Genomic DNA, 25212 nt, shown 5'->3' on the forward strand with positions numbered 1-25212 from the left:
CAAAGGATCTGCCATGCCCCTCGCCAATACCCGAACCCGCATCCGTGGAATGAACCGCCGCCAGCGCAAGAAGATCCGTGTCGGCGAATTCCAGGAGTTCGTCTTCGCGTTCCGGCTGGCGACGCACACGCCGCTGTCAGCCGGCGACTTCGCGCACTTTTCCGCCGAGTTCGGCCGCTTTGTGGGCGAGGCCGGCCCGATCGTTGGCGGCATGGCGCGCCTGGAAGAACACGGTGCGATCTTCGGCAGCGTCGCCTCGCGCGACCGCGGCTCGCCAAGCGAAGAAAACCGCAGCGCAGTTGAGGGCTGGCTCAAGGCGCGGCCAGAAGTGGCCAGCACCGAAGTCGGCCCGATGTTCGACGCCTGGCGCTGACCGCAGCCGGGGCAGGCCGCGCTTAATTCGCGCTTAAGGATGGCTAATCAAGGCTTAAGCCGGGGGTTTGCAGAATGCAGTCGTGCACTCGATGACGAGTCGCCGAACAAACCAAACAACCGGAGAAAGACCATGAAAAAGCTGATCGTGACCCTGTCTGCCCTGACTTTCGCTGCCGGCGTGTTTGCTGCCGACGCTGCGACGACCACCCCGGCTGCGCCGGCTGCAACGCCCGCAGTGAAGGCCGCCGAACCGGCGAAGGTCGCACCGAAGACCGCGGAACCGGTCAAGGCCACAACGAAGGTCGAGGCCACCACGCCGGCCAAGCCAGCTGAGGCCAGCGCAGCGCCTGCGACCACCAAGACCGCCGCGCCGGCACCGTCAAAGAAGGCGAAGACGCACAAGGTCAAGGCAACCAAGACTGCGCCGGTCGCAGCACCGGTCAAGGCCGACGCCGCGAAGACCGAAGCGCCGAAGAAGTAAGCCGATCGCCCTGAGCGTCGAACGGGCCGGAATCCGCAAGGGTTCCGGCCCGTTGTGCTTTGACGCGATGCTTCCGGAACCATGTCCCTGGCGGGAAGCATCCATGCTGCCGCGCGCGCGTTCGCTACCGGCAAGTACTGACCCAACGCGGCAAATCGGTGACGGAGCGCTTTGCTCGCTTGCAGGGAGGCGGGAAGATCTGCCTTTCGCATTCGAGCGTTCGGATCATGCCTCGCCTGTTTACCGCCCTGCTGCTGCTCGCCGTGTCAGCCTGCGCCGGCACCCTGGACTACCCACCGCCCGCCGCGCCGTCGCTCAAGCGCGCGGCGGCTGAAACGACCGGTCCGTACCGCTTCCTGCATGCGGCCGGTACGCAATGGGTGGATGAGGCTGGCACGCCGGTGCGGCTGCGTGGCGTCGCCTTCGGCAACGAGGTCTATTCGAAGAACCCGCTGCCAACGGCGCACCACGGCGAGGCCGACTACGCTCGGCTGCGCGCGATGGGCATGAATCTCGTCCGCTTCTACCTCTACTACGGCACGCTGGAAGACGACGCTGCGCCCTTCCGCTACAAGGACGAGGGCTGGGCCTGGCTGGACCGCAACCTGGCCTGGGCACGAGCGCACGGGGTGTACCTGATCCTGAACATGCATGTACCGCAGGGGGGCTTCCAGTCGCTCGGCGCGGGCGTCGCGCTGTGGTCACAGCCGGCCAATCAGGAGCGCTTCGTCGCGATGTGGCGGGCGATCGCGGCGCGCTACGCGAACGAGCCGGTGATCGCCGGCTACGACCTCCTCAACGAACCGGTGGTGCCACGCAGCAAGCTGGAATGGCAGCGCCTCGCGCAACGCACCGCCCGTGCGATCCGCGAGGTGGATGCCCGGCACACGGTGATCGTGGAGCGGGTGAACAGTGTCGCCGGCAAGTGGGACAACGACGCGGAGATGAACTTCGTCACCATTGACGACCCCAACCTGGTCTACACCTTTCACTTCTACGAGCCCTTCGCCTTCACGCACACCCATGCGCCCTGGGCCAACATGGCACATGTCGAAGGCGGACAGTGGGGGCCGCAACGGCGCGGTGAGATCAGCCGCGGCCTGCAGCGCTATCTCGACTGGGGACGGCGTCACGACGTGCCGCTCTATCTGGGCGAGTTCGGGCTGATCCGCGCGGCCTTCGAGGCCAAGCGCAACGGTCTGGCATGGGCAGCGGACATGGTCGATCTGGCTGAAGCGGCGGATCTGCCATGGACCTGGCACAGCTACCACGAAGACCATTTCGCGCTGTACTACGGTTACGGCAAGCCGATCGATCCGGCGAACGCGAATCAGGCGCTGATCGACCTGTTCGGCGCCAAGCTAAGGCAACGCGATTAGGCGCTCGAAAAGACAAAAGGCCATCCTGCGGATGGCCTTCGACGATATGCCCCGGGGGCTCAGCGTTTTGCGTCAAGCGCGAGACAGGCGGAAAGATCCGGCAGAGTCGCCCGGTCGACGAGGGTCACGCCCTCAAAGCTCATGCCGTAGCGGCGGACGATCACCGATTGCGCGCCGGGCTTCACTGGCAGCCAGTACTCGGTACGTCCACCGGTGATGGGCACGATCTTGACGCTGGTGCCATTCATCACCCCGGTGACCATGGGATGGTTGATGTTGAGCGGCTCGCCGGCCGGCTTGAGTTTCTCGTTGATCATCTGCCGCAGCACGAGGGTCAGCTCGTTGTTGATGCAGGCTTCGCCCTTTTCGGAGAGTTGATCAACGCCGTACAGCGCAAAAGTGCTGGTCCCAAACTGCCACACCGAAGCCGGCGCCGCGGCGTATGCAACGCCCCCCGACAGCGCAACCGCCAACAGCGCGGCGCGCAATTGTTCTGCTCTCATGAAAGCCATGTCTCCGTTATTGTCAGGCGGCGCATCCCCCGCGCCGCGTTGCAACAGTCTAACCGACACCGGCTTTGACGACGCTCACGGCATGCTGAGGCGCAGACATGCGCGAGTGCCACTTCGGGTGCAAGATGATGATCACCCGTCGTCACCTGGAGCTGCCATGTCCGCCGCTGTCCGTGTCGTCACGATCGCCATAGTGTTCGGGGTGCTGAGCGCACAAGCGCAGGCCGACGCCCCCTGCTCACCGCGCAAGCTTGGCTTCGACCAGCCCGGCTGGGCGCACCGCCCGCTGTCGAAGACCAAGCGAGACACCCGTTACACCCTGGCCGATGAGGGCGGGAGTAAGGTACTGCACGCCGCCGCCGACGGATCAGCCTCGTTCTACGCAATGGCCTTCAACACGCCAATCGCCGCGCCACCGGTGCTGCGCTGGCGCTGGAAGACGGACGCCCCCGTGCCCGGCGCCGACAGCCGCGACAAGAAGAAAGAAGACGCACCGCTGCGGGTGATCGTGGCCTTCGACGGCGACCACGCATCGCTGCCCGAGGAAGAGCAGAAGCGCTTCAAGCGCGCGAAAACGCTGCTCGGCAAGGACGTGCCCTACGCGGTGCTGATGTACACCTGGAGCGACAAGGTGCCCGACGACATGGTGGTGGCCTCGGCCCACACCAGCCAGGTCAAGCTGATCACGCTGGCGCCGGGCAGCCTGGGGCAGTGGCAGGCGGTGGCGCGCGACGTCGCCGCCGACTACCGCCGCGCCTGGGGCAGCGCGCCGGGGCCGGTGCTCGGCATTGCGGTGATGAGCGACACCGACAACACCGGCGCCAAGGCGGCCGGCGACTACGCGGACATCGCGATCGAATGCGCCCGCTGATTGCCCTGCGCGCCGCGCTTGTGGCCCTTGCGCTGGGCCTGGGTGGCTGCGCCACGCTGCCGGTCGACGTCGCGCGCGAGGCATCCCATGCACCGACCGACACCGCCGCGACACGACTGGGCCAGGCCTCGGCCAAACTGACCAGCGCCCTTGCGGGCCGCAATGCCTTCCGTCCCTTGCCCGACGGCGTCGACGCCCTGCTCGCCCGCCTCGCGCTCACGCAGATCGCCGAGCGCAGCCTCGACCTGCAGTACTACATCTGGCGTGACGACCTGACCGGTCGTCACCTTGCGCATGCGCTGCTCGATGCGGCCGACCGCGGTGTGCGGGTGCGTGTCCTGCTCGACGATGTGGGCAGCGGCGCCGACGACGACGTGCTGCTGGCGCTCGACGCGCACCCGAACATCGAGATCCGCCTCTTCAATCCTGTCGCCAACCGGCGCTTCCGCATGCTGGGCATGGCGGCAGATTTCGAACGCACCAACCGCCGGATGCACAACAAGGCCTTCGTCGCCGACAACCAGGCCGCGATCCTGGGTGGCCGCAACATCGGCGACGAGTATTTCGACGCCGGCAGCGACGTCGCCTTTGGCGACCTCGACGTGCTGACCCTCGGCCCGGTGGTGCCCGAGGTGTCGGCGAGCTTCGACCGCTTCTGGAACGCGCAGGCTTCGCTGCCGATCGCGGCAATCGCCGGTGCTGCGGGCAACGCAACGGCACTGGCACGCCTGCGTACAGTGCTCGACGCCTTCGTGGCCGCCGAACGCGACAGCCCCTATGTGCGCGATCTGGCCGCGGTGGTCGCGCGCGTTCGTGCGGACCCGGACGGCCGCTGGTTCACCGGCGGTGCCCGCCTGCTCTACGACGAACCGGACAAGATCCAGCGCGCACCCGGGCAAACCGAAGCCACCCTGCTGAGCCAGTTCGGCAATATCGGCGACACGGTGGGCACCGAACTGCTGGTGGTGTCGCCCTACTTCATCCCCGGCGAGGCGGGCGTTGCCTGGTTCCGCAAGCTCACCGACCGGGGCGTGAAGGTCACCATCCTGACCAACTCGCTCGCGGCGAGCGACGTCGGCGCGGTGCATTCGGGCTACAAACGCTATCGCGAGGCGCTGCTCGAAGCCGGCGTGCGGCTCTACGAGCTCAAGCCGGGTGCAATCGAGGCTGCGAAGGACAAGAAAAAGACGCTGCTGGGCGCGTCGCGCGCGTCGCTGCACGCCAAGACCTTCGTCTTCGACCGGCGCACGGTTTTCATCGGCTCGCTCAACCTCGATGCACGTTCGGTTCAGCTCAACACCGAGATCGGCCTGCTGTGCGAAAGCGCCGACTTGGCGGAGACCATCGCCAGCGGACTGGAACGCGGCATCGACAAGGTCGCATGGCGCCTCGCGCTGGTCGCTGACGAGACGGGGCGCCAGCGGCTGGTGTGGATCGAGCAAGGCGCCGAGGGCAGCCGCACGCTGACCGAGGAACCGGAGACCGGGGTCCTGCGGCGTCTGGGCGTGTGGTTCCTCGGCCTGCTGCCAATCGAATCGCAGCTCTGAGCGTAGCGTGCGTGCGGCTCAGGAGGGCGGCGCGCACCGTTCGAACGGGCTGCGGTCCAGCAGATCGTAGCGGGTGGTGCTGCCGTCGACTTCGTCCAGCTCGAAGGCGTTCTTGCCGATTGGGCGGATCGTATTGATGTCGGGCGGCCAGGTCAGGCCGGTGTCGTACATCCACACGATGCGCTGCCCCGCCACACCCCACGACCCGGTCATGCCGCTCGTCACCTGCCGCGTGTCGGAGTAGGCCTGGCCGCGGAAGCTGCCGTCCTCGTCCAGCACCATCCGGTAGTGCTGTTCGCTGCGCGTCGCCGCCCAGATGCCGACGTACTCGCAGGGGTGATGGGGCAGCGCATCGAAGATTGCGCGCTTCTCGGCGAAGAGGCGCTGGCCGTCCTTGCCGGCATGGCTGTCGACGCAGGCCACGAAGGCCTTGGTGGAGTCGAGCGCGCTGCGCTGCTTCGCGTCGAAACGCACGCCACGGCGGCAACCCTCGATCGCCTGCGCCAGTTCGGGCTGACCGTTGCTGCAGGCAACCGGCAGCAGGGTACACAAACCCAGGCTCGCGGCCCAGAAACACCGGCACAGCACGCGAACAGAAGGGCAACCAGGAATCATTGTCGGGTGTCCATCGTCGGCATTGGATGCGCGCAGAGCGTACCAAGCTGACCGGCGGCTTGCTCTGGCGTAAGCGCAGTCAGAAGCAGCCAGCCGTTCCACCAGCCCGTTTGCGGGGTTGCCTGCACCACCCGAGTCTCGCCCGCGGTCAGCACAAGCACGAGCGCATGTTTGGCGTCGCCACTGCCGTCGAGGCGGTGTTCGCCCGCAGGCAATTCGGCCACCATCACGCGGCCGGCGTCGAGGGCGCCCAGCTTGCGCCCGTCAAGGGCCAGATCCGGTCGCAAACCCGACGAGACGATGGTTGCCGGTCGGAACACGACCAGGCGCGCCATGCCCTCGCCAAGCGGCGGCTGGCGACGCGCGCGGGCGTCGAAACGATCGGAGGCGTCGCACTGCTGATCGATTGCATAGTGCAGCACGCCCCACGTCGCGAATACATCGCCGAGCGTGCAAGCGGGCAGCAGCGTGGCAAGCAGCAGACCCGCAATGCCGCGCGGCGCAAAGCGAGCCATCGTTATCCTTGACGACCCAGCACGTCGCGCAGCGCGGCCGTGCACAGGCGGATGTTCTCGACCCGTGCGCCGTAGCCCATCACGCCGATCCGCCATACCTTTCCGGCCAGCGCGCCGAGGCCCGCACCGATCTCCAGCCCGTAGTCGCTGAGCAGCGCGGCGCGCACGGCGGCGTCATCGACCCCGGCCGGAATGCGTACCGCGTTGAGTTGCGGCAGCCGTGCGTCAGGGCGCACGACGAATTCGATACCCATGGTTGCGAGGCTGTCGCGCAGCATCTCGTGCATCGCACGGTGGCGCGCCCAGGAGGCTTCCAGCCCCTCTTCGGCCAGCATCACCAGCGATTCGTGCAGGCCGTAGAGCGGGTTCACCGGCGCGGTGTGGTGGTAGGTGCGCTTGCCGGCGCCGGACCAGTAACCGAGCACCAGGTTCAGATCCTGGAACCAGCTCTGCACCGGGTGCTTGCGCGCCTTGAGCTTGGCCACCGCGCGCTCGCCAAAGCTCACCGGCGAGAGGCCCGGCGTGCTGGAAAGACACTTCTGGCTGCCCGAGTAAGCGGCGTCGATGCCCCATTCGTCGAGCAGCACCGGCACGCCGCCAAGCGAGGTGACGCAGTCCATGATCGTCAGCGCATCGTGCTCGCGCGCGATCTGCGCCAGCGTGGCGGCGTCCGACAAGGCGCCGGTCGAGGTTTCGGCATGCACGAAGGCGAGGATGCGCGCCTGCGGATGGGCCTGAAAGGCCTTGCGCACCTTGTCCGGGTCGACCGGCGCGCCCCACTCGTCTTCCACGATCACCGGCGTGCCGCCGCAGCGGCGCACGTTCTCGGCCTGACGGCCGCCGAACACGCCGTTGACGCACACGATCACGGTGTCGCCCGGCTCGACCAGGTTCACGAAACAGGTTTCCATGCCGACCGAACCGGGCGCGGAGACCGGGAAAGTCAGTTCGTTCTTCGTCTGGAAGGCCCAGCGCAGCAGGGTCTTGAGCTCTTCCATCATGCCGCTGAAGGCCGGGTCAAGGTGGCCCACCGTGGGCAGCGCCATCGCCTGCAGCACACGCGCCGGTACATCGCTCGGGCCAGGGCCCATCAGCACGCGACGCGGCGGGTGGAAAGAGGTGATCTGCGGTGCGCTGCGGTCCATGAAACGGTCTCCGGTGGTTCGAGGAAGGTGCGGGGGATGGTGGTGGGCGCACGGCCGGTGGTCAAGCCGGGCTTACCCGGGCAAGTCTTAAGTTTCGCTTAAGCCTGTGGCGCCCGGAAGTGCGCATCATGAACCAAGGACGCAAGCGCGCTTGCCGATCACGGTTCCGCCCTCAGGTATGGATCGTGCGGTGACGGCTTGCCGAGTTGTCTGCAGGGTGTTTTCGCCGTCGCGGGTGTTGCTGTCGCGGTGGTGATGAAGTGACACGTCCGGCTGCCTGTGCGGCTGATGTGGAGAGTTGAGCCTCGGCACGCCGGGGCTCTTTTTTTTCCAGGCCGCGCCTGGTTGATAATCCAGGATTCGTACAGGAATTGTGGAGAACGCGGGCATGCGGGTGCTGTTGGTGGAAGACGATCCGATGGTCGGTGACGCGGCCCGGCTCGGGTTGCTGGGCGCGGGTTTCACGGTGGACTGGGTGCGCGACGGCCGCGCCGCCGAGCTCGCCATCGAGGCGAATGAATACGCCGCGGCAGTGCTGGACCTCGGGCTGCCGAAGATCGACGGCATGGCCCTGCTCAACCGCCTGCGCGGCCAGGACAACCGCTTGCCGGTGATCGTCGTGACCGCGCGCGATGCGGTGCAGGACCGCGTTGCCGGCCTCAACGCCGGTGCCGACGACTACCTGACCAAGCCCTTCGATCTGGATGAACTGGTGGCGCGGCTGCGCGCGCTGATCCGCCGCAACAGCGGCCGCACCCAGCGGGTGATCACCTGCGGCGCAATTGCCTTCGATACCGAGGCGCGCACCGTCAAGCTCGAAGGCGAGGCGGTGACGCTGTCGGCCCGCGAGCTTTCGCTGCTCGAAATCCTGCTCGAGAAGCCGGGTGCCGTGCTGTCGCGCGAAACGCTGGAAGACCGCCTCTTCGGCTGGGGTGAAGAGCCCTCGTCGAACGCGCTCGAAGTGCATCTGCACAACTTGCGCAAGAAGCTCGGCGCGGACCGCATCCGCAACGTGCGCGGCGTGGGCTACAAGGTCGTCGCGTGAGCGTGCGCCGCCCTTCGATCCGCATCACGGTGCTGGGCTGGCAGCTCGGCGCGATGCTGCTGCTCGGATCGGTCGCGGTGATGGCGGCCTACACGCTGGCGGTGCGTTCCTTCGACGCCCTGCGTTATCTTGAGCTGTCGCAGATCGCCGACGCGGTCGCGCGCCACGGGATCGAGCGACAGAACAGCGATGAGGAAGACCAGCCCGGCGACTTCCTGAGCCAGGTGTGGGGCGCAAGCGGCAAGCTGCTGTACACAAGCCATTCGCCCGCTGCACCTCGGCCTGCAAAGTCGGGCGAGGTGGACTTTCATTACGACGACCGTAGTTGGCACGGTTTCGTGCGCACTTACCAGGGGCAGACGATTCTGGTGGCACGCGAATCCGGTGCGCGGCGCGAATTGTTCGAGCGCATTTCCCTGCCCTTGCTGACGGTGCTGGCCGGGCTGACGCTGTTGCTGACGGTGATTCTGGGCTTGCGCGTGAGTCGCGCGCTTGCGCCGCTGTCTGACCTGCGGGCAGCGCTCAGCACACGCGACCCGGCCTCGCTCAACCCGCTACCGACCGAGCAGTCGCCGCGCGAACTGCTGCCGCTGGTGGGCACGCTGAACCACTTGCTCGAACGCATCGGGGCCGTGCTGGACGGCCAGCGACGCTTCATCGCCGATGCAGCGCACGAGCTGCGCACGCCGGTGACCGCGATCCGCCTCTACGCACAACTGGCACAACGTGCCGAGACCGCGCAGGAGCGGGATCGCGCCATCGCCAACATCGAAGCGAGTTGCACCCGCGCCGCCCATCTGGTGGAGCAATTGCTGGCGCTGGCGCGGCTCGACCCGGATCACCTGCCGGGCGTGGCGCCGGTGCGCCTCGACACGCTGGCACGCGACGGCGTGGTCGGCCTCTCGGCGCTGGCCGAAGCGCGGCACATCGATCTGGGCCTCGGCGAGAGTGCCGAGGCCACGGTGCAGGGCAGCGAGAGCGAGTTGCGGATGCTGATCAACAACCTGATCGACAACGCGGTGCGCTACACGCCGGCCGGCGGGCAGGTGGATGTCTCGGTTGCGGCGACCGCGTCGGAAGTGGCGCTCTGCGTCGAAGACAGCGGGCCGGGCATTCCCCCGGAGGAACATGAACGGGTGTTCGAACGCTTCCGCCGCCTGGCCGGCGCAGACCAGCCGGGTACCGGCCTCGGTCTTGCGATCGTCAAGAATGTGGCTGAACGGCACGGTGCGCAGGTGCGGCTGGAAAACCGCGCCGAGGGCGGGCTGCGGGTTCGCGTGGTGTGGCCGCTTGCGGCCTAGGCCGCGTCTGATCAGCGCTTGGAGCGCGGCAATCGGTGGAGTGCGGCGTTGAATTGTTGCAGCAGCTCGCCCGCCTGCATTGACTTCGGAAAGGCGAGGTAGAGACGGTCGATCGCCAGCGGGCGTTCGAGCGCGACAAAGCGATCGCGATTGCGCAGCAGTTCCGGGTCAGCGGCGATCGTCGCGTCAAGGCCGGCGTGCCCGTTTCCGATCAGTGCGGCGTCGATGCGCCCGGCAAGGAGTTTGCGAAGCCGCTGGATCTGACTGGTATCGCGATCCACGACAAGGCTGCGGTTCTGCAGCGCCGTGTCGAAGGCTTCGCCATAGCTGGCGCCGAGCTGGCCTCCGAGTTTCTTGCCGTTCAGATCCTCCAGTGCACGGAAAGCGAACTCATGGCCGCGAAGTACGATCACGTTGATGTTGTCGTCATAGATCGGGTCGGAGAAATCGAACAGCTTCTGGCGCTCACTGGTCAGGGATACGCCAATCACGCCGCCCTTGCCGGCGAGCGCACTCTCGTAGGCGCGCCGCCATGGAGACTGTTGCAGCGTGAAACGCTTGCCGAGCAGCGCTTCGACCTCGGACAGGATGCGGGGCAATTCCCCGCGCGGTTCGCCGTTTTCGGCCCAGATGATGGGCGGGTAGTTATCGTCACCGAACACGACAAGCGCATCGTCGGCGCCATGCGCAAGGCCCGCCAGCAACAGGGCAGCGGCAGCCACAGCGCGGCACAGCGTGCGCCGCGCACGCCCGCTGGTCGTACCTGGCGAAGCCTTAACCCTTGTCGTATCCATACAGTCGGGAAGGATTGACCCGCACCATCACGCTCTGGCGCGGCACGATGCTGTCGATGGTGAAATCCTTGCGGGCAGTGTCGCGCCTGACCGGCTCGATGTAGGGCACGCCATTGCTGTTGGTGACGCTGAAGACGGTCGGGGTGCTCGCGAGCTGGCCACGCCGCAGCACGATGGCGACTTCACCGTTGGCCAGACGCACGAAGGCACCCGGCGGAAAGATGCCGACTTCCTTGACCAGCAGGGCCGCCATCGGGTTTTCCTGCCCGCCCATCGAGAGGAAGGATTCGCGCGCTGCGCGATTGGGCGGCAGCGCGCTGCGCGTGGCCCGCGGGCTGATCTTGGCGGCGAACACGTCGGCATGGCGGATCAGTTCGGCCGCCACGCTGATGTCCTTGATGCCGCGCGGATAGCCCTTGCCATCAGGTGTCTCGTGGTGTTCGGCGACCGCGCGTAGCCAGTCCACGTCCTTGAGCCCGGCTTGCTGCAAGATCGCGACGCTGCGCGCCGGGTGGGCGCGGATTGCCGCGCGTTGCTGGTCCGTGGGCGGCGTTGCCTGCGCCGCGAGGATCGCCTGCAGTTCGAACATGCCAAGGTTCATCGTCAGCGCGGCGTTGATGATGGTGCGTCGCTCATCGTCACTCGCGCCGACCTTTTTTGCGATGAGTTCGGCGATCACCGCGGTATGCACCGAGTGCGATACCGCGTACTTCACGGCATCCGCCTGCATCATCACGAAAATGCCGACATCGGCGTCGCGCTCGATCAGGAGCTGCATCAGCATCGAGAGCTGACCGAGCTTGTCGAGAAACTCGGGGTCCGCCGAGTTCTCGCGCATCAGCAGCGAAAGCTTTGTCTGCAGGTCCGACCACAGCCAGATCGGATCGAAGGCCTGCGGTTTGGGCTTTTCCGAAGCGGCGCGCTGGCTGCGGTACTCGACTTCGTCGACATACATGCCGCGTGCCAGCAGTGCCTGCAGCTGTGCCTCGCTCTGCACGACGTTGCCGCGACTGAGCAGCAGGTTGCGGTCCCGGTCGCGGACGTTCCACAACAGGGGTACACCCACCTTGACGTGATCGGCGAGCAACTGCAGTAACTTCAAGGAATGCTCCGTGGCTCGGCAGAAGGACTCATGTCGCAGTTACTACGGCCGAATCTGGCAATGCTTGAGCTTCCGTTGAATTGCTCACCGCAATGAGCAAGGCCGCCCGCAGGCGGCCCTGTGCCCTGCAGCAAAAGGGTCAGGCGATATGGCCGAGGATGCCGTCGAGCTGATCGAGGCTGCCAAACTCGATCACGAGCTTGCCAGCGCCCTTCTTGTTGGTGCTGATTCTGACCATCGCACCGAGCTTGTCGGCGAGGTCTTCCTCGAGCCGAGCGACATCGCGGTTGACGACTTTGGGCTGTGTTTCAGCCTGGGGCTTCTGCGCCTGCTGTACCGCCTTCTCGGTTTCACGCACCGACAGCCTGCGGGCGACAACCTGATTGGCGAGCAGGATCTGCTGCGCGCCATCCAGCGCCAGCAGCGCACGGGCATGGCCCATCTCGATGTCGCCGGCCATCAGCAGCTCGCGCACCGGCTCGGGCAGCGCCAGCAGCCGCAGCAGGTTCGAGGTGGCCGGACGTGAGCGCCCGACCGCATCGGCGGCTTGCTGGTGCGTCATGCCGAACTCGTCGATCAGACGCTGGATGCCCTGCGCCTCTTCGAGCGGGTTGAGGTTCTCGCGCTGGATGTTCTCGATCAGGGACATCGCCAGTGCGGCTTCGTCCGGGATGTCCCGGATCAGCACCGGCACTTCGCTCAATTCGGCGATGCGCGAAGCACGCCAGCGTCGCTCACCGGCGATGATCTCGTGCCGCCCACCGCCGATCGGCCGCACCAGGATCGGCGACATGACGCCCTGTGCGCGGATCGACGCCGCAAGCTCTTCGAGGCTGCCGGCATCCATGCGGGTACGCGGCTGATACTTGCCGGGCTGCAGGTCGTCGATTGCCAGGGTGTCGAGGCGTCCCTTGTCCTCGGCCTGATGGTCCGCGCCGAGCAGGGCTTCGAGCCCGCGTCCGAGACCTTTGGGTTTCTTGACCATGTTCATGCTTTCTGAAGTGGTGATTCGGGGTGCGCCGCCAAGCGCACCGGTCATTCGATTTCGCGGGCGCGGTACCAGTAGGCGTAGCGATCGCCAAAGCCGGTGCGCCGGTAGAGTGCGCGGGCTGGATCATTGGCCGCGCCGACCTGCAGGCACGCATGTGCTGCGCCGGCATTTGCGGCCCCGTGGAGCAGTTCGAGGAGCAGGCGGGCCCCGTACCCCCTGCCACGCACATCAGCGCGGGTGTGCAGGCCATAAACGCCCGCCATGCGGCCGTCGAAGAGGATGCAGCCGACGGCGAGGGGCGCGTCGCGCTCGCCCAGCAGCAGGCGCAGCCCACGGGCCGGAAACGCCAGTGCGCGCGCCACATCGACAGCGATGCGCGCCGGGGCGTCGCCATACAGGTGCCCGGCGGTCTCGGCGAATTCGCGCGCATCGACTGCATGAATGGGCGCTGACCCATCGATACGCGCCGGCAGCGCGTCCAGCGAGCGCGTCATGACGCGGGACTCTTCGAAGGCGAGAAAGCCCTGTTCGGCGAGCATGTCATCAAGACCTGCAGGCTGCGAGAACGGCGTAATGCGAAACGTGGTCGGCAAAGCCGCCGCCGCGTAGAGCGCGTCGACGCGCTGGAGCCGCTCGGCGAACGACAGCGCGGTTCCGACGCCTATGGCGTTGACGCTGCGCGCACGTTTGGCGCGACTGTTGGCGAAGCGCACCAGCCAGCCAGCCACGAGGGCCTGTTCCGATACATGCGTGGCGTTGAGCCCGGCGTCTTCGGCGCAGGCTGCAAGCGGATCGCACGCGTCGCGCAACGCCGCGGGTACCGAACGGGGGTCGAGCGGCGCGCCCATCGAGTCGATCAGAGCGACTGGATCCGCTCGATCATCTCGGCGGCAAAAGCGAGGTAGGCCTGCGAGCCCTTGGCAGCCTTGTCGAAGACCACGCCGGGCAGGCCGTGGCTGGGTGCTTCCGCGAGGCGCACGTTGCGCGGAATCACCGCCTTGAACACCTTGTCGCCGAAGTGGCTTTCGAGCTGGGCCGATACCTGCTGCGACAGCGTGCTGCGCGGATCGAACATGACCCGCAGCAGACCGATGATCTTCAGGTCGCGATTGAGCTTGGCGTGCACCTGCTTGATGGTATTCACAAGATCCGACAGGCCTTCCAGCGCGTAGTACTCGCACTGCATCGGGATGATCACGCCATGCGCCGAGCAGAGCCCGTTGAGGGTCAGCATCGACAGCGAGGGCGGACAATCGACCAGCACGAAGTCGTAGTCGGCGTCGACGGTCCGCAGCGCATCGCGCAGACGGTTCTCGCGGTTGTCGAGATCGACCATTTCCACTTCGGCGCCAGCGAGGTCGCGGTTGGCGGGCAGCACGTCGTAGCCGCCGTTTTCCGATCGCGCGCGCACTTCCGGCAGCGTCTTCAACCCGACCAGCAGGTGATACACCGAGCTGCCGAGGCTGCGCTTGTCGACGCCAGAGCCCATCGTGGCATTGCCCTGCGGGTCGAGGTCGACCAGCAGCACGCGTTGGTCATGCGCCGCCAGGGCGGCCGCGAGGTTGACGGTAGTAGTGGTTTTTCCGACGCCACCCTTCTGGTTGGCGACTGCAAAGATGCGGGCCATCAGCTTCGCTCGAGAACGATCAAATGTCGGTGGGTATCGGCTGCACCGGGCAGCCGCAGGGCAATCGCTTCACGCAGCCGCACGGCAGGCGGCAGTTGCGCGATTTCCTCGTGAGGATACACGCCCTTCATGGCCAGCCAGTGACCCGAATCAGCGACGAGGTGTTCGGTGAGCCTGACGAAGTCCGCCATGTCGGAAAAGGCACGTGAAATGACCGCCGGAAAACGGGTTTCCGCTTGCCAGTGCTCGACCCGGACGTGATGGGATTCGAGATTCTTCAGGCCGAGGTCGATCTTGGCCTGGCGCATGAAGGTAACCTTTTTCTGCACGGTGTCGACGGTGTGGACCTGCAGATCGGGGCGCGCGATCGCCAGAACGATGCCCGGCAAGCCGGCGCCGGCACCGATGTCAGCAATGCGATCGACCTCCACATGGGGCAGCACGGTAAGCGAGTCGAGCAGATGCAGCGTGACAATCTCGTCCGCGTTGCGGATCGCGGTGAGGTTATAGACCTTGTTCCATTTGGCGATCAGCGCGGCGTAGTCGAGCAGCTTGGTGCGCGCGTCGGCGGGCAGGTCGATGCCGAGCTCAGCGAGCCCTTGGTTGAGGAGCGTTTCGGCGTTCATGCGGCGGCGTTGCGAAGGTTCTGGATCTTCTTGAGGTGAATCAGCAGAAGCGAGATGGCCGCAGGGGTAACACCCTGGATGCGGCTCGCCTGTCCGATGGTTTCGGGTTTGTGGAGCGCCAGTTTCTGGCGTACCTCGTTCGACAAGCCGCGAACCTCGGCGTAGTCGATGTCTGCAGGCAAGGCCGTATGCTCTTGCGCGGCTTGGCGTTCGACCTCGTCCTGCTGGCGGTCGATATAGCCCTGGTATTTGGCGGAGATTTCAATCTGCTCGATGGCCTGCGGATCCAGGACCGGATCTGCCGGCGCGGTCGACAGCGCCATCAACGCCTCGTACCGGATGCCGGGGCGGCGTAGCAGGTCGAAGAATCGGGCCTCGCGCTCGAGCGGCTGCCCGAGCAGCTTCTCGGCTTCGCCCTCGGCGAGTTTGTGCGGCACCGCCCAGGTGGCGCGCAAGCGGGCGGCTTCTGCCTCGATCGCGTCACGCTTGCGACAGAAGGCATCCCAGCGCAGGTCCGATACCAGGCCGAGTCTACGGCCGGCTTCGGTGAGTCGCAAATCGGCGTTGTCTTCACGCAGCGAAAGGCGGTATTCCGCACGTGAAGTGAACATCCGGTACGGTTCGGCGACGCCGCGGGTGATCAGGTCGTCCACCAGCACCCCGAGATAGGCTTCGCCGCGTGCCGGGCACCACGCGTCGCGCCCCAGCGCCAGAAGCGCCGCATTGGCGCCGGCGAGCAAGCCCTGCGCCGCCGCCTCCTCGTAGCCGGTCGTACCGTTGATCTGGCCAGCAAAGAAGAGCCCGGCGATCGACTTGGTTTCAAGGCTTGCCTTGAGGTTACGCGGATCGAAGTAGTCGTATTCGATGGCGTAACCGGGGCGCAGGATGTGGGCGTTTTCCATGCCGCGGATCGAACGCACGATCGCGAGTTGCACATCAAAAGGCAGCGAGGTCGAGATCCCGTTGGGGTAGAACTCGTGGGTCGTGAGGCCCTCGGGTTCAAGGAAGACGTTATGGCCATCCTTGTCGGCAAAGCGATGGATCTTGTCTTCGATCGACGGGCAGTAACGCGGCCCTACCCCCTCGATGACGCCGGTGTACATCGGCGAGCGATCAAGATTGGCGCGGATGATCTCGTGCGTGCGTTCGTTGGTTCGGGTGATCCAGCACGGCAACTGCTTCGGATGCTGCCCGGCATTACCGAGGAAGCTGAAGACCGGGACCGGATCATCACCGGGTTGTTCTTCCATCTGCGAAAAGTCGATGGACTTCCCGTCGATGCGCGGTGGGGTGCCAGTCTTGAGTCGGCCGACCGGAAGCTTCAGGTCCCGCAGGCGGTGCGACAGCGTCACCGCTGCCGGGTCCCCGGCACGGCCCGCGGTGTAATGCTCCAGACCCACGTGAACGAGACCGTTCAGAAAGGTACCGGCGGTGAGGACGACGGTTGGCGCCTCGAAGCGCAGACCGATCTGGGTGACGACGCCGGTGACGCGATCACCTTCAACAGTGATGTCGTCGACCGCCTGCTGGAAGAGGGTCAAGTTGGGCTGGTTTTCCAGGCGATGACGGATAGCGGCCTTGTAGAGCACGCGATCGGCCTGCGCGCGGGTGGCACGCACCGCCGGCCCCTTACTCGCATTGAGGATTCGGAACTGGATGCCACCCTCGTCAGTGGCCTCGGCCATGGCACCGCCCAAGGCATCTACTTCCTTGACGAGATGTCCCTTGCCGATCCCGCCGATCGACGGGTTGCAACTCATCTGCCCGAGTGTCTCGATGTTGTGGGTCAGCAGGAGCGTCATGCAGCCCATGCGGGCAGCGGCGAGGGCGGCTTCTGTGCCGGCGTGACCGCCGCCAACAACGATGACATCAAAACGGGTGGGGTACAGCATCTTGCTCTCCGGGAAGATCCGGTTCGGGGGAAGGGGCGGAATGATACGGGGTGGCGGAGAAAAAACCTAGCTGCGCGCTGCGGCATGGTCATCGGGCCATGACGACATGTGTTCCACGTGGAACATTACGAGTGAACCAAATCCCAGCCCAGTTTCGCCACGAGCATCGACACAACGAAGAGAAACAGCCAGCGCACGAACCCGTTTCCATGCTTGAGTGCGAGGTGGCTACCGACCTGTGCACCACAGAGATTCGCCACGGCCATCAGCGCACCCACGCGCCAAAGGATGCCGTCGGACAGGCCGAACGACGCGATCGCCGCAAGATTTGTCGCGACGTTGACTACCTTCGCCGAGACCGAGGCCTTCAGAAAGTCGAAGCCGAACCAACGCACAAAAATGAAAATCAGAAAGCTACCGGTACCCGGGCCGAAGAAACCGTCATAGAAACCAATACCCGCTCCAGTTAGCAATGCAGCGGGGACAACCAAGCCTGTTCGAAGGGGATGACGTTCAAGCCGGCCAAAGTCCTTCTTCGTGAAGGTGTAGCCGCCTACCAATACAAGAAGTACCAGAACGAAAGGCTTCATCACTTCCTTCGGAAGCAGTGAAACCGCTTGCGCCCCAAACCAGGCGCCAGCGAGCGCTGCTGCAGCTGCCCACCCCGCTACCGTCCACGGAATCGGAACCGTTCGTGCATACCTCACGCATGCGCTCAATGTGCCTGCGACCGACGAGACCTTGTTCGTTCCAAAGAGTATTGGGATGGCAACACCGGGAAACGCCGCCAGCAGTGCAGGAATCTGAATCAGACCCCCGCCTCCCACTACTGCATCAACAAGACCGGCGATGAAGGCAGCAAACCCGAGCAGCAACCACTCCATTCAAACTCCAATCAAATGTTCCACGTGGAACACTGGCACTCAGACACTCGTATCCCGCACTTCCTTCTCGGCCCACAAGGCTCGGGCAATTGCCTTCCAAACGTCGTTGCCGTGAACCTCCACACCCTTGCCGGCTGCCTCGGCCATCAACTTGTTCATCAGAGCAATCAGTCCGTACAACTCTTCACTCGCCTGATCACGTGAAAACTCAGCGCCGCTACCGATCGCGTGTCCGCCGTTGTTCACGCCGAGAACATCTCGCGCGAGCGCCCGCAACCCGGACTCGCTGTTCCAATCGATGCCGAGAATCACCAGCTTGCGCTCGATCTCCAGCGCGAGTTGCCCGGCCTCTGAGTCGTAGTACTTCAAGTCAAACTCGCTCATACACCGTCACTTTCCAATACAGAAACGAGAGAAGATCACACCGAGCAAATCATCTGCGCCAAACTCGCCGGTAATCCGATTAACCGCCTCTTGCGCAAGGCGCAGCTCTTCGGCCATCAATTCAAGTGCACCAGCATGCGCTTGAACCAGCGCCTCAGCGACGCAATCGCGCGCGCTGCGCAGTGCTTCCAGATGCCGATCACGCGCGAGGAAGACCTCTTCTCCGTGGGCCTCCCAGCCAGCGACGCGCAGCAACTCTGCACGAAGCAGGTCGACGCCCTCCCCGCTTGCAGCCGACAAGTGAACCTCGACCCCATCGCCTACGTCCACGCGATTCGCAGGCGTTCCTAACAAATCGACTTTGTTGAAGACCCATATCACCGGAACCCCGCCCGGCAATCGCGCATCGATCTCGTGATCGCCAGCCGTAATACCCTGACGCGCATCCACCAGCCGGACGACAACGTCGGCACGCGAAATCTCATTCCAAGTGCGCGCGATCCCGATTCGTTCCACCGAGTCATCAGTCTCTCGCAGCCCCGCCGTGTCGACGATGTGCAAGGGAATCCCCTCAATCTGGATCGTCTCGCGCAACACATCGCGGGTCGTACCCGCCACGTCGGTCACGATGGCCCGGTCCTGACCCGACAGCCTGTTCAGCAGACTCGACTTACCCACATTGGGCTGCCCGGCGAGCACCACGTGGAGACCACTGCGCAACAGGCTACCTTGCTTGGCCTTCGCCAGCAGTGCATCGAGATCCGTGCCGAGCACATCCAGGCGTTCGAACGCCCGCGCCGCTTTCAGGAAGTCGATTTCTTCCTCTGGGAAATCCAGAGTGGCTTCAACCAGCATCCTCAGATCAACGAGTTTGTCGCGCCAGCCGTGCACCTGTCGCGAGAACTCGCCATCCAGCGAGCGCAGCGCCGAGCGGGCGGCGGCCGAAGTATCGGCATCGATCAGATCCGCGACAGCCTCTGCCTGCGCCAGATCCAGCTTGTCGTTCAGAAACGCACGCTCGGTGAACTCACCGGGACGCGCCAGCCGGGCACCCAACTCCAGACACCGTGCCAGCAACAGACGCATCACCACCGGTCCGCCGTGCCCTTGCAGTTCCAGCACATCCTCCCCGGTGTAGGAGCGCGGGCCAGGGAAAAAAAGCAAAAGGCCGGCATCGATTGGCCGGCCTTCTCCATCCAGGAACTTCGACAGCTGCGCGACCCGAGCTTCCGGATTCCGCCCCGTCAGCGCCAGCGCGATACGCGCCAGCCCAGACCCTGAAACACGGACGACTCCGATGCCACCGCGCCCTGGCGCGGTAGCGATCGCCGCTATCGTGTCAGCTGTTCGCGGGCTTCGCGTCACCGCCAAACATCCGTGTGATGTACCACTGCTGACCGATCGACAACATGTTGTTCACCACCCAGTACAGCACCAGACCGGACGGGAACCACGCCATCATCACCGTAAAGAAGATCGGCATGAACATCATCACTTTCTGCTGCACCGGATCCGGCGACGACGGCGAAAGCTTCATCTGGATCAGGCTGGTGACACCCATGATGATGGGCAGCACGAAGAACGGATCCTTCAAGGAAAGATCGGTAATCCACCCGAGCCACGGCGCTTGGCGCATCTCGACCGCACCCAGCAGCACCCAGTACAGCGCAATGAACACCGGCATCTGGATCAGCATCGGCCAGCACCCACCCATCGGGTTGACCTTCTCCTTCTTGTACAACTCCATCATCTCCTGGTTCATCTTCATCCGGTCGTCCTTGTACTGCTCCTGAATCCGCTTCATGCGAGGCATGATCGTCTTCATTTTCGCCATGGACTTGTAGGACGCTGCGGAAAGCGGGAAAAACGCGAGCTTGATCAGGACTGTGAGCGCAATGATTGCCCAGCCCCAGTTACCGACGAGCTTGTGCAGCCAAGAAAGGCACCAGAAGATCGGCTCGGCGATGATTGCGAGACGACCATAGTCGACCACGCGGTCCAAGCCTGGCGCGAGCGCGCTGAGCTTTTCCTGCTCCTGCGGGCCTACATACAGCGGAACAGAAACCGTAGCCTTTTGACCCGCCGCGATCACCGCCAGAGGTTGAATCACCCCAGCGGTAAAGAGACCTCCGCCCAATTCATCCGTGAAGAACTCGCGCTGCCCCGCTTTTGGCGCGTAGGCCGATACGAAGTAGTGTTGCACCATCGCCACCCAGCCGTCCGATGCGGGCTTCGGCAGCTTGGCTTCCTTCTTCTCGATTTCCTTGAACGAAATCTTGGTGTATTTCTCAGCGTCGGCGTAGAAAGCCGGGCCGGTGTAGGTCTGCGCACCACCAAAGAACCCGGCGGTGCTCTCAGCCTCCTTGTTGTCACGTGTCAGCTGATAATAGGCGTGACCACCAAGCGCGCTCACACCACCATTATCGATCTCGTAACCAACATCAATCACATAGCTGCCACGATGAAAAGTGAGCACCTTCGTGATCTTGACCCCATCATGCTCTGGCGCTTGCAGCCGGACGGACACCGCTTCCTCGCCATCCTTCAGCACCACCTTGGCCTGCGAGAGGCTGAACAAGGTCTTGTGATTAGGCAAGCCGGCACCAATCAGGCCGCTCTGCGCAAGGTAGGTATGAACCCTGCCATCGTCGAACAACACGAACGGCTTGTCGGGTGCATTGTTCGCACCGTGCTTCTTGAGTTCCAAACGTACGATGTCACCACCCAGTGCCGACACCTCGGCATGAACCATATCGGTATCCACCGTGAGCCGGGGCGCTTTTGCACGCTCTGCAGCGCTCACCGCCGCTGGCGCCATCGCGGGCTTGTCCGGTGAAGTGCCGGGCGCCGACTGCGTTGGCGTAGGCGTTGCCGATTGCGTCGCATTCGCGGTGGCAAGTGCTTTTGGCTGGTTATGCTTCTGCCAGGCATCCCACAGCATGACGAGCGACATGCTGAAGATCACCAACAGGATCAGGCGGCGGTTATCCATCGGAATCAGTCGTTTCTGGTAGGGGTATCAATCTTGGGTGCCCGCGGTACAGGCATCAGGGTACCGGATCATAACCGCCCGGATTCCACGGGTGACAGCGGGTCACACGGCGCGCGGCAAGCCAGGATCCTTTGATAGCACCGTGACGTTGCAGCGCTTCAATCGCGTACGCGGAACAGGAGGGGTGGAAACGGCAATTACGTCCGAGGAACGGACTCAGCAACAGCCGGTACGCACGCAACAGGGCGATCAACACGGACTGCATTCCGAATCATCCCCGCGGCAGGCGCTTGAACAGCATCTGGACTTCAGCGCGCAGATTTTCGCGACTGACAGCCTTCGGAGATGCCGACAACCGAAGGACAAGATCACAACACGGCAGGCTCGCGCGCTCCAGACGGAACACCTCGCGCCCGATCCGTTTGATCAGATTGCGCTGCACTGCACGGCGCGCCAGCTTCTTGGCAACCACGAAGCCGATACGCGCGCTGCACAAGGCATTGGGTCGATAGTGCAGGTTAAAAACCTGGCCCCGGACGACCCGCCGGTGAGCGAAAACTGCCGAGAACTCTTCACCTGTGTGCAGCCGGTAGGCCGGCAACAGGTCAAAGCCGGTGGTTTCCGCCAACCGATCAGACGGCGAGACGATGACGGCCCTTGGCGCGACGAGCGGCCAGAACAGCGCGGCCACCACGGGTGCGCGAACGGACGAGGAAACCGTGGGTACGCTTGCGACGAACGACGGAAGGCTGGTAAGTGCGCTTCATGATTTGATTCCTTGGTAAGCCGGGAAAAACGCGCGATTACACAGCGTAACGCACTGTTTGTCAAGCGTTTTCATGTTTTCCACAGGGAAGCGCCTGTGGATAATTTTCCGGATGACGCGTAGAATCACCCGCTTTCCGCGCTCCCCGGTCAGCCTGTCACCTGCACGCAGAACACTGCCCGTTCGAGCACAATAATCACATAAAAATCAAAGAGTTGATGCCGCACCGCTCGCCGCCAAACGCGCCGATGCGGGGTGGGAGCCATTCGCGCAAAACGTGAGTCAAGAATTCTGGTCTACATGCTTGTCCCGTCTCGAGGCTGAACTGCCGCAACAGCAGTTCAACACCTGGATCAGGGCCCTTGCCCCTTCGCCGGCTACCAGCCCGCGCAGCCTCGAGTTGCACGCACCCAACCGCTTCGTGCTGCAATGGGTGCGCGAGCGCTATCTCCGACGCATCGAGGAAATCGGCCAGGAGATCTTTGGTGAACCGATTCAGGTCACCCTGTCGATATCGGCCCACGTCAAGCCGCTTGCCACCCCACGCGCAACCGCGCCGGCCCCAAAGCAGGCAGCTCCCGCCGCATCGCCTGACACGCCAGCCCCCGCAATCATCAAATCGCGTGACGAGACCGCCGCGCGAGTGCCTGCGCCAAGCGCAGACAACGCACCCTACGAGCGGACCCGGCTCAACTCGGATTTCACCTTCGACAACCTGGTCACCGGACGCGCCAACGACCTCGCCCGCGCCGCTGCAATGCAGGTGGCGCAGAATCCGGGCACCAGCTACAACCCGCTCTTCGTCTATGGCGGTGTCGGCCTCGGCAAGACCCACCTTATCCACGCGCTCGGCAACGCCGTCTGGAAGCACAACCCGAAAGCGGTCATCCGTTACGTGCACGCCGAGGATTACTACGCCGACGTGGTGCGCGCCTACCAGCAGAAGAGTTTCGACCAGTTCAAGCGCTACTACCGCAACCTCGACCTGCTGCTGATCGACGACATCCAGTTCTTCAAGAACAAGGAGCGCACGCAGGAAGAGTTCTTCCACGCCTTCAATGCACTGGTCGAAGCACGCAAACAGATCGTCATCACCAGCGACACCTATCCGAAGGAAGTCGAAGGCCTGCAGGACCGCCTGGTTTCGCGCTTCGACTGGGGTCTCACCGTGCAGATCGAGCCACCCGAACTCGAAATGCGGGTCGCAATCCTGAAGAAGAAGGCCGAAACCGAGCGCACGCCGCTCACCGACGACGTTGCCTTCCTGATTGCCAAGAACCTGCGCTCCAACGTACGCGAACTGGAAGGCGCTCTGAAGAAGGTGCTCGCCTTCTCACGCTTCCACGGCCGCGACATCAGCCTGGAATTGGCCAAAGAAGCGCTGCGCGACCTGCTTGCCGCGCACAACCGCCAGATCACCTTCGAACTGATCCAGAAGACCGTTTCGGACTACTACAAGATCAAGGTAGCCGACATGCATTCGAAGAAGCGCACACGGGCCATCGCCCGCCCGCGCCAGGTCGCGATGTTCCTTGCCAAGGAACTCACCCCTTCTTCATTGCCATCGATCGGTGAGGCCTTCGGCGGTCGCGATCACACCACGGTGCTGCACGCCTGCCGGACGATTGCTGAGCTGCGCCTGGCAGACCAGCAGCTCAATCACGATCTGCATGTGCTGACGCAAACCTTGCGTGGATGACATGGCAGGAGAACCGATCAATCAGCACTGTGAATAGTAGGTGGACAGATCGAGGGAGCCTTTGGGGACAAGCTTGATTCTTCCCGACGACGCGAAATTCATCCCCACTTGTTCAGCTCGCCATACGTAGGTTGCGAACATGGTTTCAGATCACGCAACGTATTGAATGGAAAACGGAAAACGTAGTTATCCACAGAAGTAGGGCTTGGTTTACTAATAGTAGTTATATGTTTACAAGATCTTGTTAACAACAGTTCAGATGCGTTGGCGGCTTCAACAGGCTGCAAGAACACCAACACCATCGGACACCGGTTGTGGAAATCCGGTGTGTTGAACATGGCAAGATTTGGGGACAAACGAAGGACAAGCGGCAAGGGCAAAAATGCTCCCCACTTGTTCATTGACAGTTACAGACCTTGTGAACAAGGTTTTGAACCGCATAAGTTGTTGTAGTTATTTGATTTTCTGTGCTTATCCACAGAAACCGGATGCAGTTAACTAATAATAGAGGTTTACTTAAATGCTTCTGTTAACAGCCTCTCGTGAAGCCCTGCTGGGACCCCTGCAGTCGGTTTCGGGGATCGTCGAAAAGCGACACACCCTGCCGATCCTGTCGAACGTGCTGATCGAAAAGCACGGCGACGACCTCACCCTGCTGGCCACCGACATCGAGATCCAGATCCGTACCACCGGCCAGGCCAGCGGCGGTGCAGACGCCAACTTCACCGTCGGTGCCCGCAAGTTTCAGGACATCCTGCGTGCCTTATCCGACGGCACCGAGGTGAACCTCAAGCTCGACGCGAACCGCCTGTCACTGCATGCCGGCAAGAGCCGCTTTGCGCTGCAGACGCTCCCGGCCACCGACTACCCGCGCATGCAGTTCAACGATGCCGAAGCGGTCACGCTTACCGTCTCGCAAAAGGCCTTCAAGCGCCAGCTTGCCCAGGTTGCGTACTCGATGGCCGCACAGGACATCCGCTACTACCTCAACGGCCTGCTGGTCGTTGCCCAGGGTAACGAACTGCGCATGGTCGCCACCGACGGTCACCGCCTCGCCTTCGCTTCGGCTGAAATCGACGGCGAGCTGCCGAAGACCGAAGTGATCCTTCCGCGCAAGACCGTGCTCGAACTCGCGCGTCAGCTCGCCGACAGCGACGAGCCGCTGGAAATTGCGCTCGCCGGCAACCAGGCCCGCTTCCGCTTCGGCCCGATCGAACTGATCACCAAACTCATCGATGGCAAGTTCCCGGACTACGAGCGCGTCATCCCGCAGAACCATCCGAAACTGCTGGTGCTGGGCCGCAGCGCACTGCTTGGCTCGCTGCACCGTGTCGCGATCCTGACCAACGAAAAGTTCCGCGGCGTCCGCGTGGTGCTCTCAAGCGGCAGCCTGAAGATCGTCAGTTCCAACGCCGAGCAGGAAGAAGCGCAGGAAGAAATCGAAGTCGACTATGCCGGCGACACCGTCGACATCGGCTTCAACGTCACCTATCTGCTCGACGTGCTCACCAACTCATCGACCGACGAGATCGAGCTGCGCCTCAACGACGGCAACTCCAGCGCCCTCATCACCCTGCCCGGTGATGCGCGCTTCAAGTACGTCGTGATGCCGATGCGGATCTGATCCCGCCCTCACCACACCAGACTCAGCCGCAGAACACCGCGGGTG

Annotated in this window: 27 protein-coding genes; 9 read left to right on the forward strand and 18 right to left on the reverse strand. The window is 63.9% G+C overall.

The window, feature by feature from the left end; genetic code table 11:
- The first annotated feature begins 13 nt into the window (after nucleotides 1-13).
- From GGR36_RS14665 to GGR36_RS14675, 3 genes are all read left to right on the forward strand, one after another.
- A complete protein-coding gene (locus GGR36_RS14665) occupies nucleotides 14-373 on the forward strand; it encodes a 50S ribosome-binding protein YggL (RefSeq protein ID WP_183635514.1) in 360 nt (119 codons plus the stop codon).
- Between the two features lie 132 nt (nucleotides 374-505).
- On the forward strand, nucleotides 506-856 hold the full coding sequence (locus GGR36_RS14670; RefSeq protein ID WP_207064450.1) for an amine oxidase: 351 nt from the start codon (nucleotides 506-508) through the stop codon (nucleotides 854-856).
- 227 nt (nucleotides 857-1083) lie between these two features.
- A complete protein-coding gene (locus GGR36_RS14675) occupies nucleotides 1084-2235 on the forward strand; it encodes a glycoside hydrolase family 5 protein (RefSeq protein ID WP_183635515.1) in 1152 nt (383 codons plus the stop codon).
- A 59-nt stretch (nucleotides 2236-2294) separates the two neighbouring features.
- Here the strand turns inward: GGR36_RS14675 and GGR36_RS14680 are convergent, their stop codons facing one another.
- A complete protein-coding gene (locus GGR36_RS14680) occupies nucleotides 2295-2723 on the reverse strand; it encodes a hypothetical protein (protein ID WP_183635516.1) in 429 nt (142 codons plus the stop codon).
- Nucleotides 2724-2904: 181 nt separating this feature from the next.
- On the opposite strand from GGR36_RS14680, the gene GGR36_RS14685 reads away from it, so the two are divergent.
- Together GGR36_RS14685 and GGR36_RS14690 are read left to right on the forward strand one after the other, a co-directional pair.
- Nucleotides 2905-3618, forward strand: coding sequence for a DUF3047 domain-containing protein (locus tag GGR36_RS14685; protein WP_183635518.1), 714 nt, complete (start codon nucleotides 2905-2907; stop codon nucleotides 3616-3618).
- Complete coding sequence (locus tag GGR36_RS14690) at nucleotides 3606-5165, forward strand: phospholipase D family protein (protein WP_183635521.1); 1560 nt, start codon at nucleotides 3606-3608, stop codon at nucleotides 5163-5165. The genes GGR36_RS14685 and GGR36_RS14690 overlap by 13 nt, the downstream gene beginning before the upstream one ends.
- Nucleotides 5166-5183: 18 nt before the next feature.
- Here the strand turns inward: GGR36_RS14690 and GGR36_RS14695 are convergent, their stop codons facing one another.
- The 3 genes from GGR36_RS14695 to GGR36_RS14705 are packed head-to-tail and all read right to left on the reverse strand — an operon-like array spanning nucleotide 5184 to nucleotide 7440.
- Complete coding sequence (locus GGR36_RS14695; protein WP_183635523.1) at nucleotides 5184-5717, reverse strand: hypothetical protein; 534 nt, start codon at nucleotides 5715-5717, stop codon at nucleotides 5184-5186.
- Nucleotides 5718-5776: 59 nt separating this feature from the next.
- Nucleotides 5777-6295 (reverse strand): hypothetical protein, encoded by a 519-nt coding sequence (locus GGR36_RS14700; protein WP_183635525.1) that lies wholly within the window; start codon nucleotides 6293-6295, stop codon nucleotides 5777-5779.
- 2 nt (nucleotides 6296-6297) lie between these two features.
- A complete protein-coding gene (locus GGR36_RS14705) occupies nucleotides 6298-7440 on the reverse strand; it encodes a pyridoxal-phosphate-dependent aminotransferase family protein (RefSeq protein ID WP_207064451.1) in 1143 nt (380 codons plus the stop codon).
- A 388-nt stretch (nucleotides 7441-7828) separates the two neighbouring features.
- Between GGR36_RS14705 and GGR36_RS14715 the strand changes: the two genes are divergently transcribed.
- Together GGR36_RS14715 and GGR36_RS14720 are read left to right on the forward strand one after the other, a co-directional pair.
- A complete protein-coding gene (locus GGR36_RS14715; protein WP_183635529.1) occupies nucleotides 7829-8485 on the forward strand; it encodes a response regulator in 657 nt (218 codons plus the stop codon).
- Nucleotides 8482-9786: an ATP-binding protein gene (locus tag GGR36_RS14720; RefSeq protein ID WP_183635531.1), complete on the forward strand. Its 1305-nt coding sequence runs from the start codon at nucleotides 8482-8484 to the stop codon at nucleotides 9784-9786. The genes GGR36_RS14715 and GGR36_RS14720 overlap by 4 nt, the downstream gene beginning before the upstream one ends.
- Nucleotides 9787-9797: 11 nt before the next feature.
- Here the strand turns inward: GGR36_RS14720 and GGR36_RS14725 are convergent, their stop codons facing one another.
- The 14 genes from GGR36_RS14725 to rpmH all read right to left on the reverse strand — a co-directional run bounded on the left by GGR36_RS14725 (nucleotide 9798) and on the right by rpmH (nucleotide 21845).
- Nucleotides 9798-10580: a substrate-binding periplasmic protein gene (locus tag GGR36_RS14725; RefSeq protein ID WP_183635533.1), complete on the reverse strand. Its 783-nt coding sequence runs from the start codon at nucleotides 10578-10580 to the stop codon at nucleotides 9798-9800.
- A complete protein-coding gene (locus GGR36_RS14730; protein ID WP_183635534.1) occupies nucleotides 10561-11682 on the reverse strand; it encodes an HD-GYP domain-containing protein in 1122 nt (373 codons plus the stop codon). Before GGR36_RS14730 ends, GGR36_RS14725 begins: the two co-directional genes overlap by 20 nt.
- Nucleotides 11683-11821: 139 nt before the next feature.
- Entirely contained in the window at nucleotides 11822-12667 is an 846-nt protein-coding gene (locus GGR36_RS14735; protein WP_183637138.1) for a ParB/RepB/Spo0J family partition protein, read from the reverse strand.
- A 50-nt stretch (nucleotides 12668-12717) separates the two neighbouring features.
- On the reverse strand, nucleotides 12718-13521 hold the full coding sequence (locus GGR36_RS14740; RefSeq protein WP_183635536.1) for a GNAT family N-acetyltransferase: 804 nt from the start codon (nucleotides 13519-13521) through the stop codon (nucleotides 12718-12720).
- A gap of 8 nt (nucleotides 13522-13529) precedes the next feature.
- Complete coding sequence (locus tag GGR36_RS14745) at nucleotides 13530-14300, reverse strand: ParA family protein (protein WP_183635538.1); 771 nt, start codon at nucleotides 14298-14300, stop codon at nucleotides 13530-13532.
- A complete protein-coding gene (gene rsmG / locus GGR36_RS14750) occupies nucleotides 14300-14926 on the reverse strand; it encodes a 16S rRNA (guanine(527)-N(7))-methyltransferase RsmG (protein ID WP_183635540.1) in 627 nt (208 codons plus the stop codon). Before rsmG ends, GGR36_RS14745 begins: the two co-directional genes overlap by 1 nt.
- Nucleotides 14923-16818, reverse strand: a complete 1896-nt coding sequence (mnmG, locus tag GGR36_RS14755) for a tRNA uridine-5-carboxymethylaminomethyl(34) synthesis enzyme MnmG (protein ID WP_183635542.1) — start codon at nucleotides 16816-16818, stop codon at nucleotides 14923-14925. Before mnmG ends, rsmG begins: the two co-directional genes overlap by 4 nt.
- A gap of 125 nt (nucleotides 16819-16943) precedes the next feature.
- A complete protein-coding gene (locus GGR36_RS14760; RefSeq protein ID WP_183635543.1) occupies nucleotides 16944-17702 on the reverse strand; it encodes a sulfite exporter TauE/SafE family protein in 759 nt (252 codons plus the stop codon).
- A 39-nt stretch (nucleotides 17703-17741) separates the two neighbouring features.
- Nucleotides 17742-18086 carry a hypothetical protein gene (locus tag GGR36_RS14765; protein WP_183635545.1) on the reverse strand — a complete coding sequence of 115 codons (345 nt, stop codon included), beginning with the start codon at nucleotides 18084-18086 and terminating at the stop codon, nucleotides 17742-17744.
- 6 nt (nucleotides 18087-18092) lie between these two features.
- Complete coding sequence (mnmE, locus tag GGR36_RS14770; protein ID WP_183635547.1) at nucleotides 18093-19451, reverse strand: tRNA uridine-5-carboxymethylaminomethyl(34) synthesis GTPase MnmE; 1359 nt, start codon at nucleotides 19449-19451, stop codon at nucleotides 18093-18095.
- The gene (gene yidC / locus GGR36_RS14775) at nucleotides 19426-21078 is read right to left on the reverse strand and encodes a membrane protein insertase YidC (protein ID WP_183635549.1); all 1653 of its coding nucleotides are present in this window, start codon (nucleotides 21076-21078) and stop codon (nucleotides 19426-19428) included. Before yidC ends, mnmE begins: the two co-directional genes overlap by 26 nt.
- Nucleotides 21079-21133: 55 nt before the next feature.
- Nucleotides 21134-21343: a membrane protein insertion efficiency factor YidD gene (gene yidD, locus GGR36_RS14780; protein ID WP_183635551.1), complete on the reverse strand. Its 210-nt coding sequence runs from the start codon at nucleotides 21341-21343 to the stop codon at nucleotides 21134-21136.
- A gap of 6 nt (nucleotides 21344-21349) precedes the next feature.
- Nucleotides 21350-21769 carry a ribonuclease P protein component gene (gene rnpA, locus GGR36_RS14785; RefSeq protein ID WP_338086704.1) on the reverse strand — a complete coding sequence of 140 codons (420 nt, stop codon included), beginning with the start codon at nucleotides 21767-21769 and terminating at the stop codon, nucleotides 21350-21352.
- A complete protein-coding gene (rpmH, locus tag GGR36_RS14790; RefSeq protein ID WP_114403167.1) occupies nucleotides 21711-21845 on the reverse strand; it encodes a 50S ribosomal protein L34 in 135 nt (44 codons plus the stop codon). Before rpmH ends, rnpA begins: the two co-directional genes overlap by 59 nt.
- Before the next feature lie 276 nt (nucleotides 21846-22121).
- Here rpmH and dnaA point away from each other — a divergent pair, with 276 nt between their 5' ends.
- Nucleotides 22122-23543 (forward strand): chromosomal replication initiator protein DnaA, encoded by a 1422-nt coding sequence (gene dnaA, locus GGR36_RS14795; RefSeq protein ID WP_183635553.1) that lies wholly within the window; start codon nucleotides 22122-22124, stop codon nucleotides 23541-23543.
- Between the two features lie 520 nt (nucleotides 23544-24063).
- Nucleotides 24064-25167 carry a DNA polymerase III subunit beta gene (gene dnaN / locus GGR36_RS14800; protein WP_183635555.1) on the forward strand — a complete coding sequence of 368 codons (1104 nt, stop codon included), beginning with the start codon at nucleotides 24064-24066 and terminating at the stop codon, nucleotides 25165-25167.
- The last annotated feature ends 45 nt before the right edge of the window (nucleotides 25168-25212 follow it).

It is taken from the genome of Niveibacterium umoris (assembly GCF_014197015.1).
GTDB classification, from domain to species: Bacteria; Pseudomonadota; Gammaproteobacteria; order Burkholderiales; family Rhodocyclaceae; genus Niveibacterium; species Niveibacterium umoris.

Coding starts and splice junctions, on each gene's coding strand:
- GGR36_RS14665 (WP_183635514.1), top strand. CDS start 14: ATGCCCCTCGCCAATACCCGAACCCGCATCCGTGGAATGAACCGCCGC.
- GGR36_RS14670 (WP_207064450.1), top strand. CDS start 506: ATGAAAAAGCTGATCGTGACCCTGTCTGCCCTGACTTTCGCTGCCGGC.
- GGR36_RS14675 (WP_183635515.1), top strand. CDS start 1,084: ATGCCTCGCCTGTTTACCGCCCTGCTGCTGCTCGCCGTGTCAGCCTGC.
- GGR36_RS14685 (WP_183635518.1), top strand. CDS start 2,905: ATGTCCGCCGCTGTCCGTGTCGTCACGATCGCCATAGTGTTCGGGGTG.
- GGR36_RS14690 (WP_183635521.1), top strand. CDS start 3,606: ATGCGCCCGCTGATTGCCCTGCGCGCCGCGCTTGTGGCCCTTGCGCTG.
- GGR36_RS14700 (WP_183635525.1), bottom strand. CDS start 6,295: ATGGCTCGCTTTGCGCCGCGCGGCATTGCGGGTCTGCTGCTTGCCACG.
- GGR36_RS14705 (WP_207064451.1), bottom strand. CDS start 7,440: ATGGACCGCAGCGCACCGCAGATCACCTCTTTCCACCCGCCGCGTCGC.
- GGR36_RS14715 (WP_183635529.1), top strand. CDS start 7,829: ATGCGGGTGCTGTTGGTGGAAGACGATCCGATGGTCGGTGACGCGGCC.
- GGR36_RS14725 (WP_183635533.1), bottom strand. CDS start 10,580: ATGGATACGACAAGGGTTAAGGCTTCGCCAGGTACGACCAGCGGGCGT.
- GGR36_RS14735 (WP_183637138.1), bottom strand. CDS start 12,667: ATGGTCAAGAAACCCAAAGGTCTCGGACGCGGGCTCGAAGCCCTGCTC.
- GGR36_RS14740 (WP_183635536.1), bottom strand. CDS start 13,521: ATGGGCGCGCCGCTCGACCCCCGTTCGGTACCCGCGGCGTTGCGCGAC.
- GGR36_RS14745 (WP_183635538.1), bottom strand. CDS start 14,300: ATGGCCCGCATCTTTGCAGTCGCCAACCAGAAGGGTGGCGTCGGAAAA.
- rsmG (WP_183635540.1), bottom strand. CDS start 14,926: ATGAACGCCGAAACGCTCCTCAACCAAGGGCTCGCTGAGCTCGGCATC.
- mnmG (WP_183635542.1), bottom strand. CDS start 16,818: ATGCTGTACCCCACCCGTTTTGATGTCATCGTTGTTGGCGGCGGTCAC.
- GGR36_RS14760 (WP_183635543.1), bottom strand. CDS start 17,702: ATGGAGTGGTTGCTGCTCGGGTTTGCTGCCTTCATCGCCGGTCTTGTT.
- GGR36_RS14765 (WP_183635545.1), bottom strand. CDS start 18,086: ATGAGCGAGTTTGACTTGAAGTACTACGACTCAGAGGCCGGGCAACTC.
- yidC (WP_183635549.1), bottom strand. CDS start 21,078: ATGGATAACCGCCGCCTGATCCTGTTGGTGATCTTCAGCATGTCGCTC.
- yidD (WP_183635551.1), bottom strand. CDS start 21,343: ATGCAGTCCGTGTTGATCGCCCTGTTGCGTGCGTACCGGCTGTTGCTG.
- rpmH (WP_114403167.1), bottom strand. CDS start 21,845: ATGAAGCGCACTTACCAGCCTTCCGTCGTTCGTCGCAAGCGTACCCAC.
- dnaN (WP_183635555.1), top strand. CDS start 24,064: ATGCTTCTGTTAACAGCCTCTCGTGAAGCCCTGCTGGGACCCCTGCAG.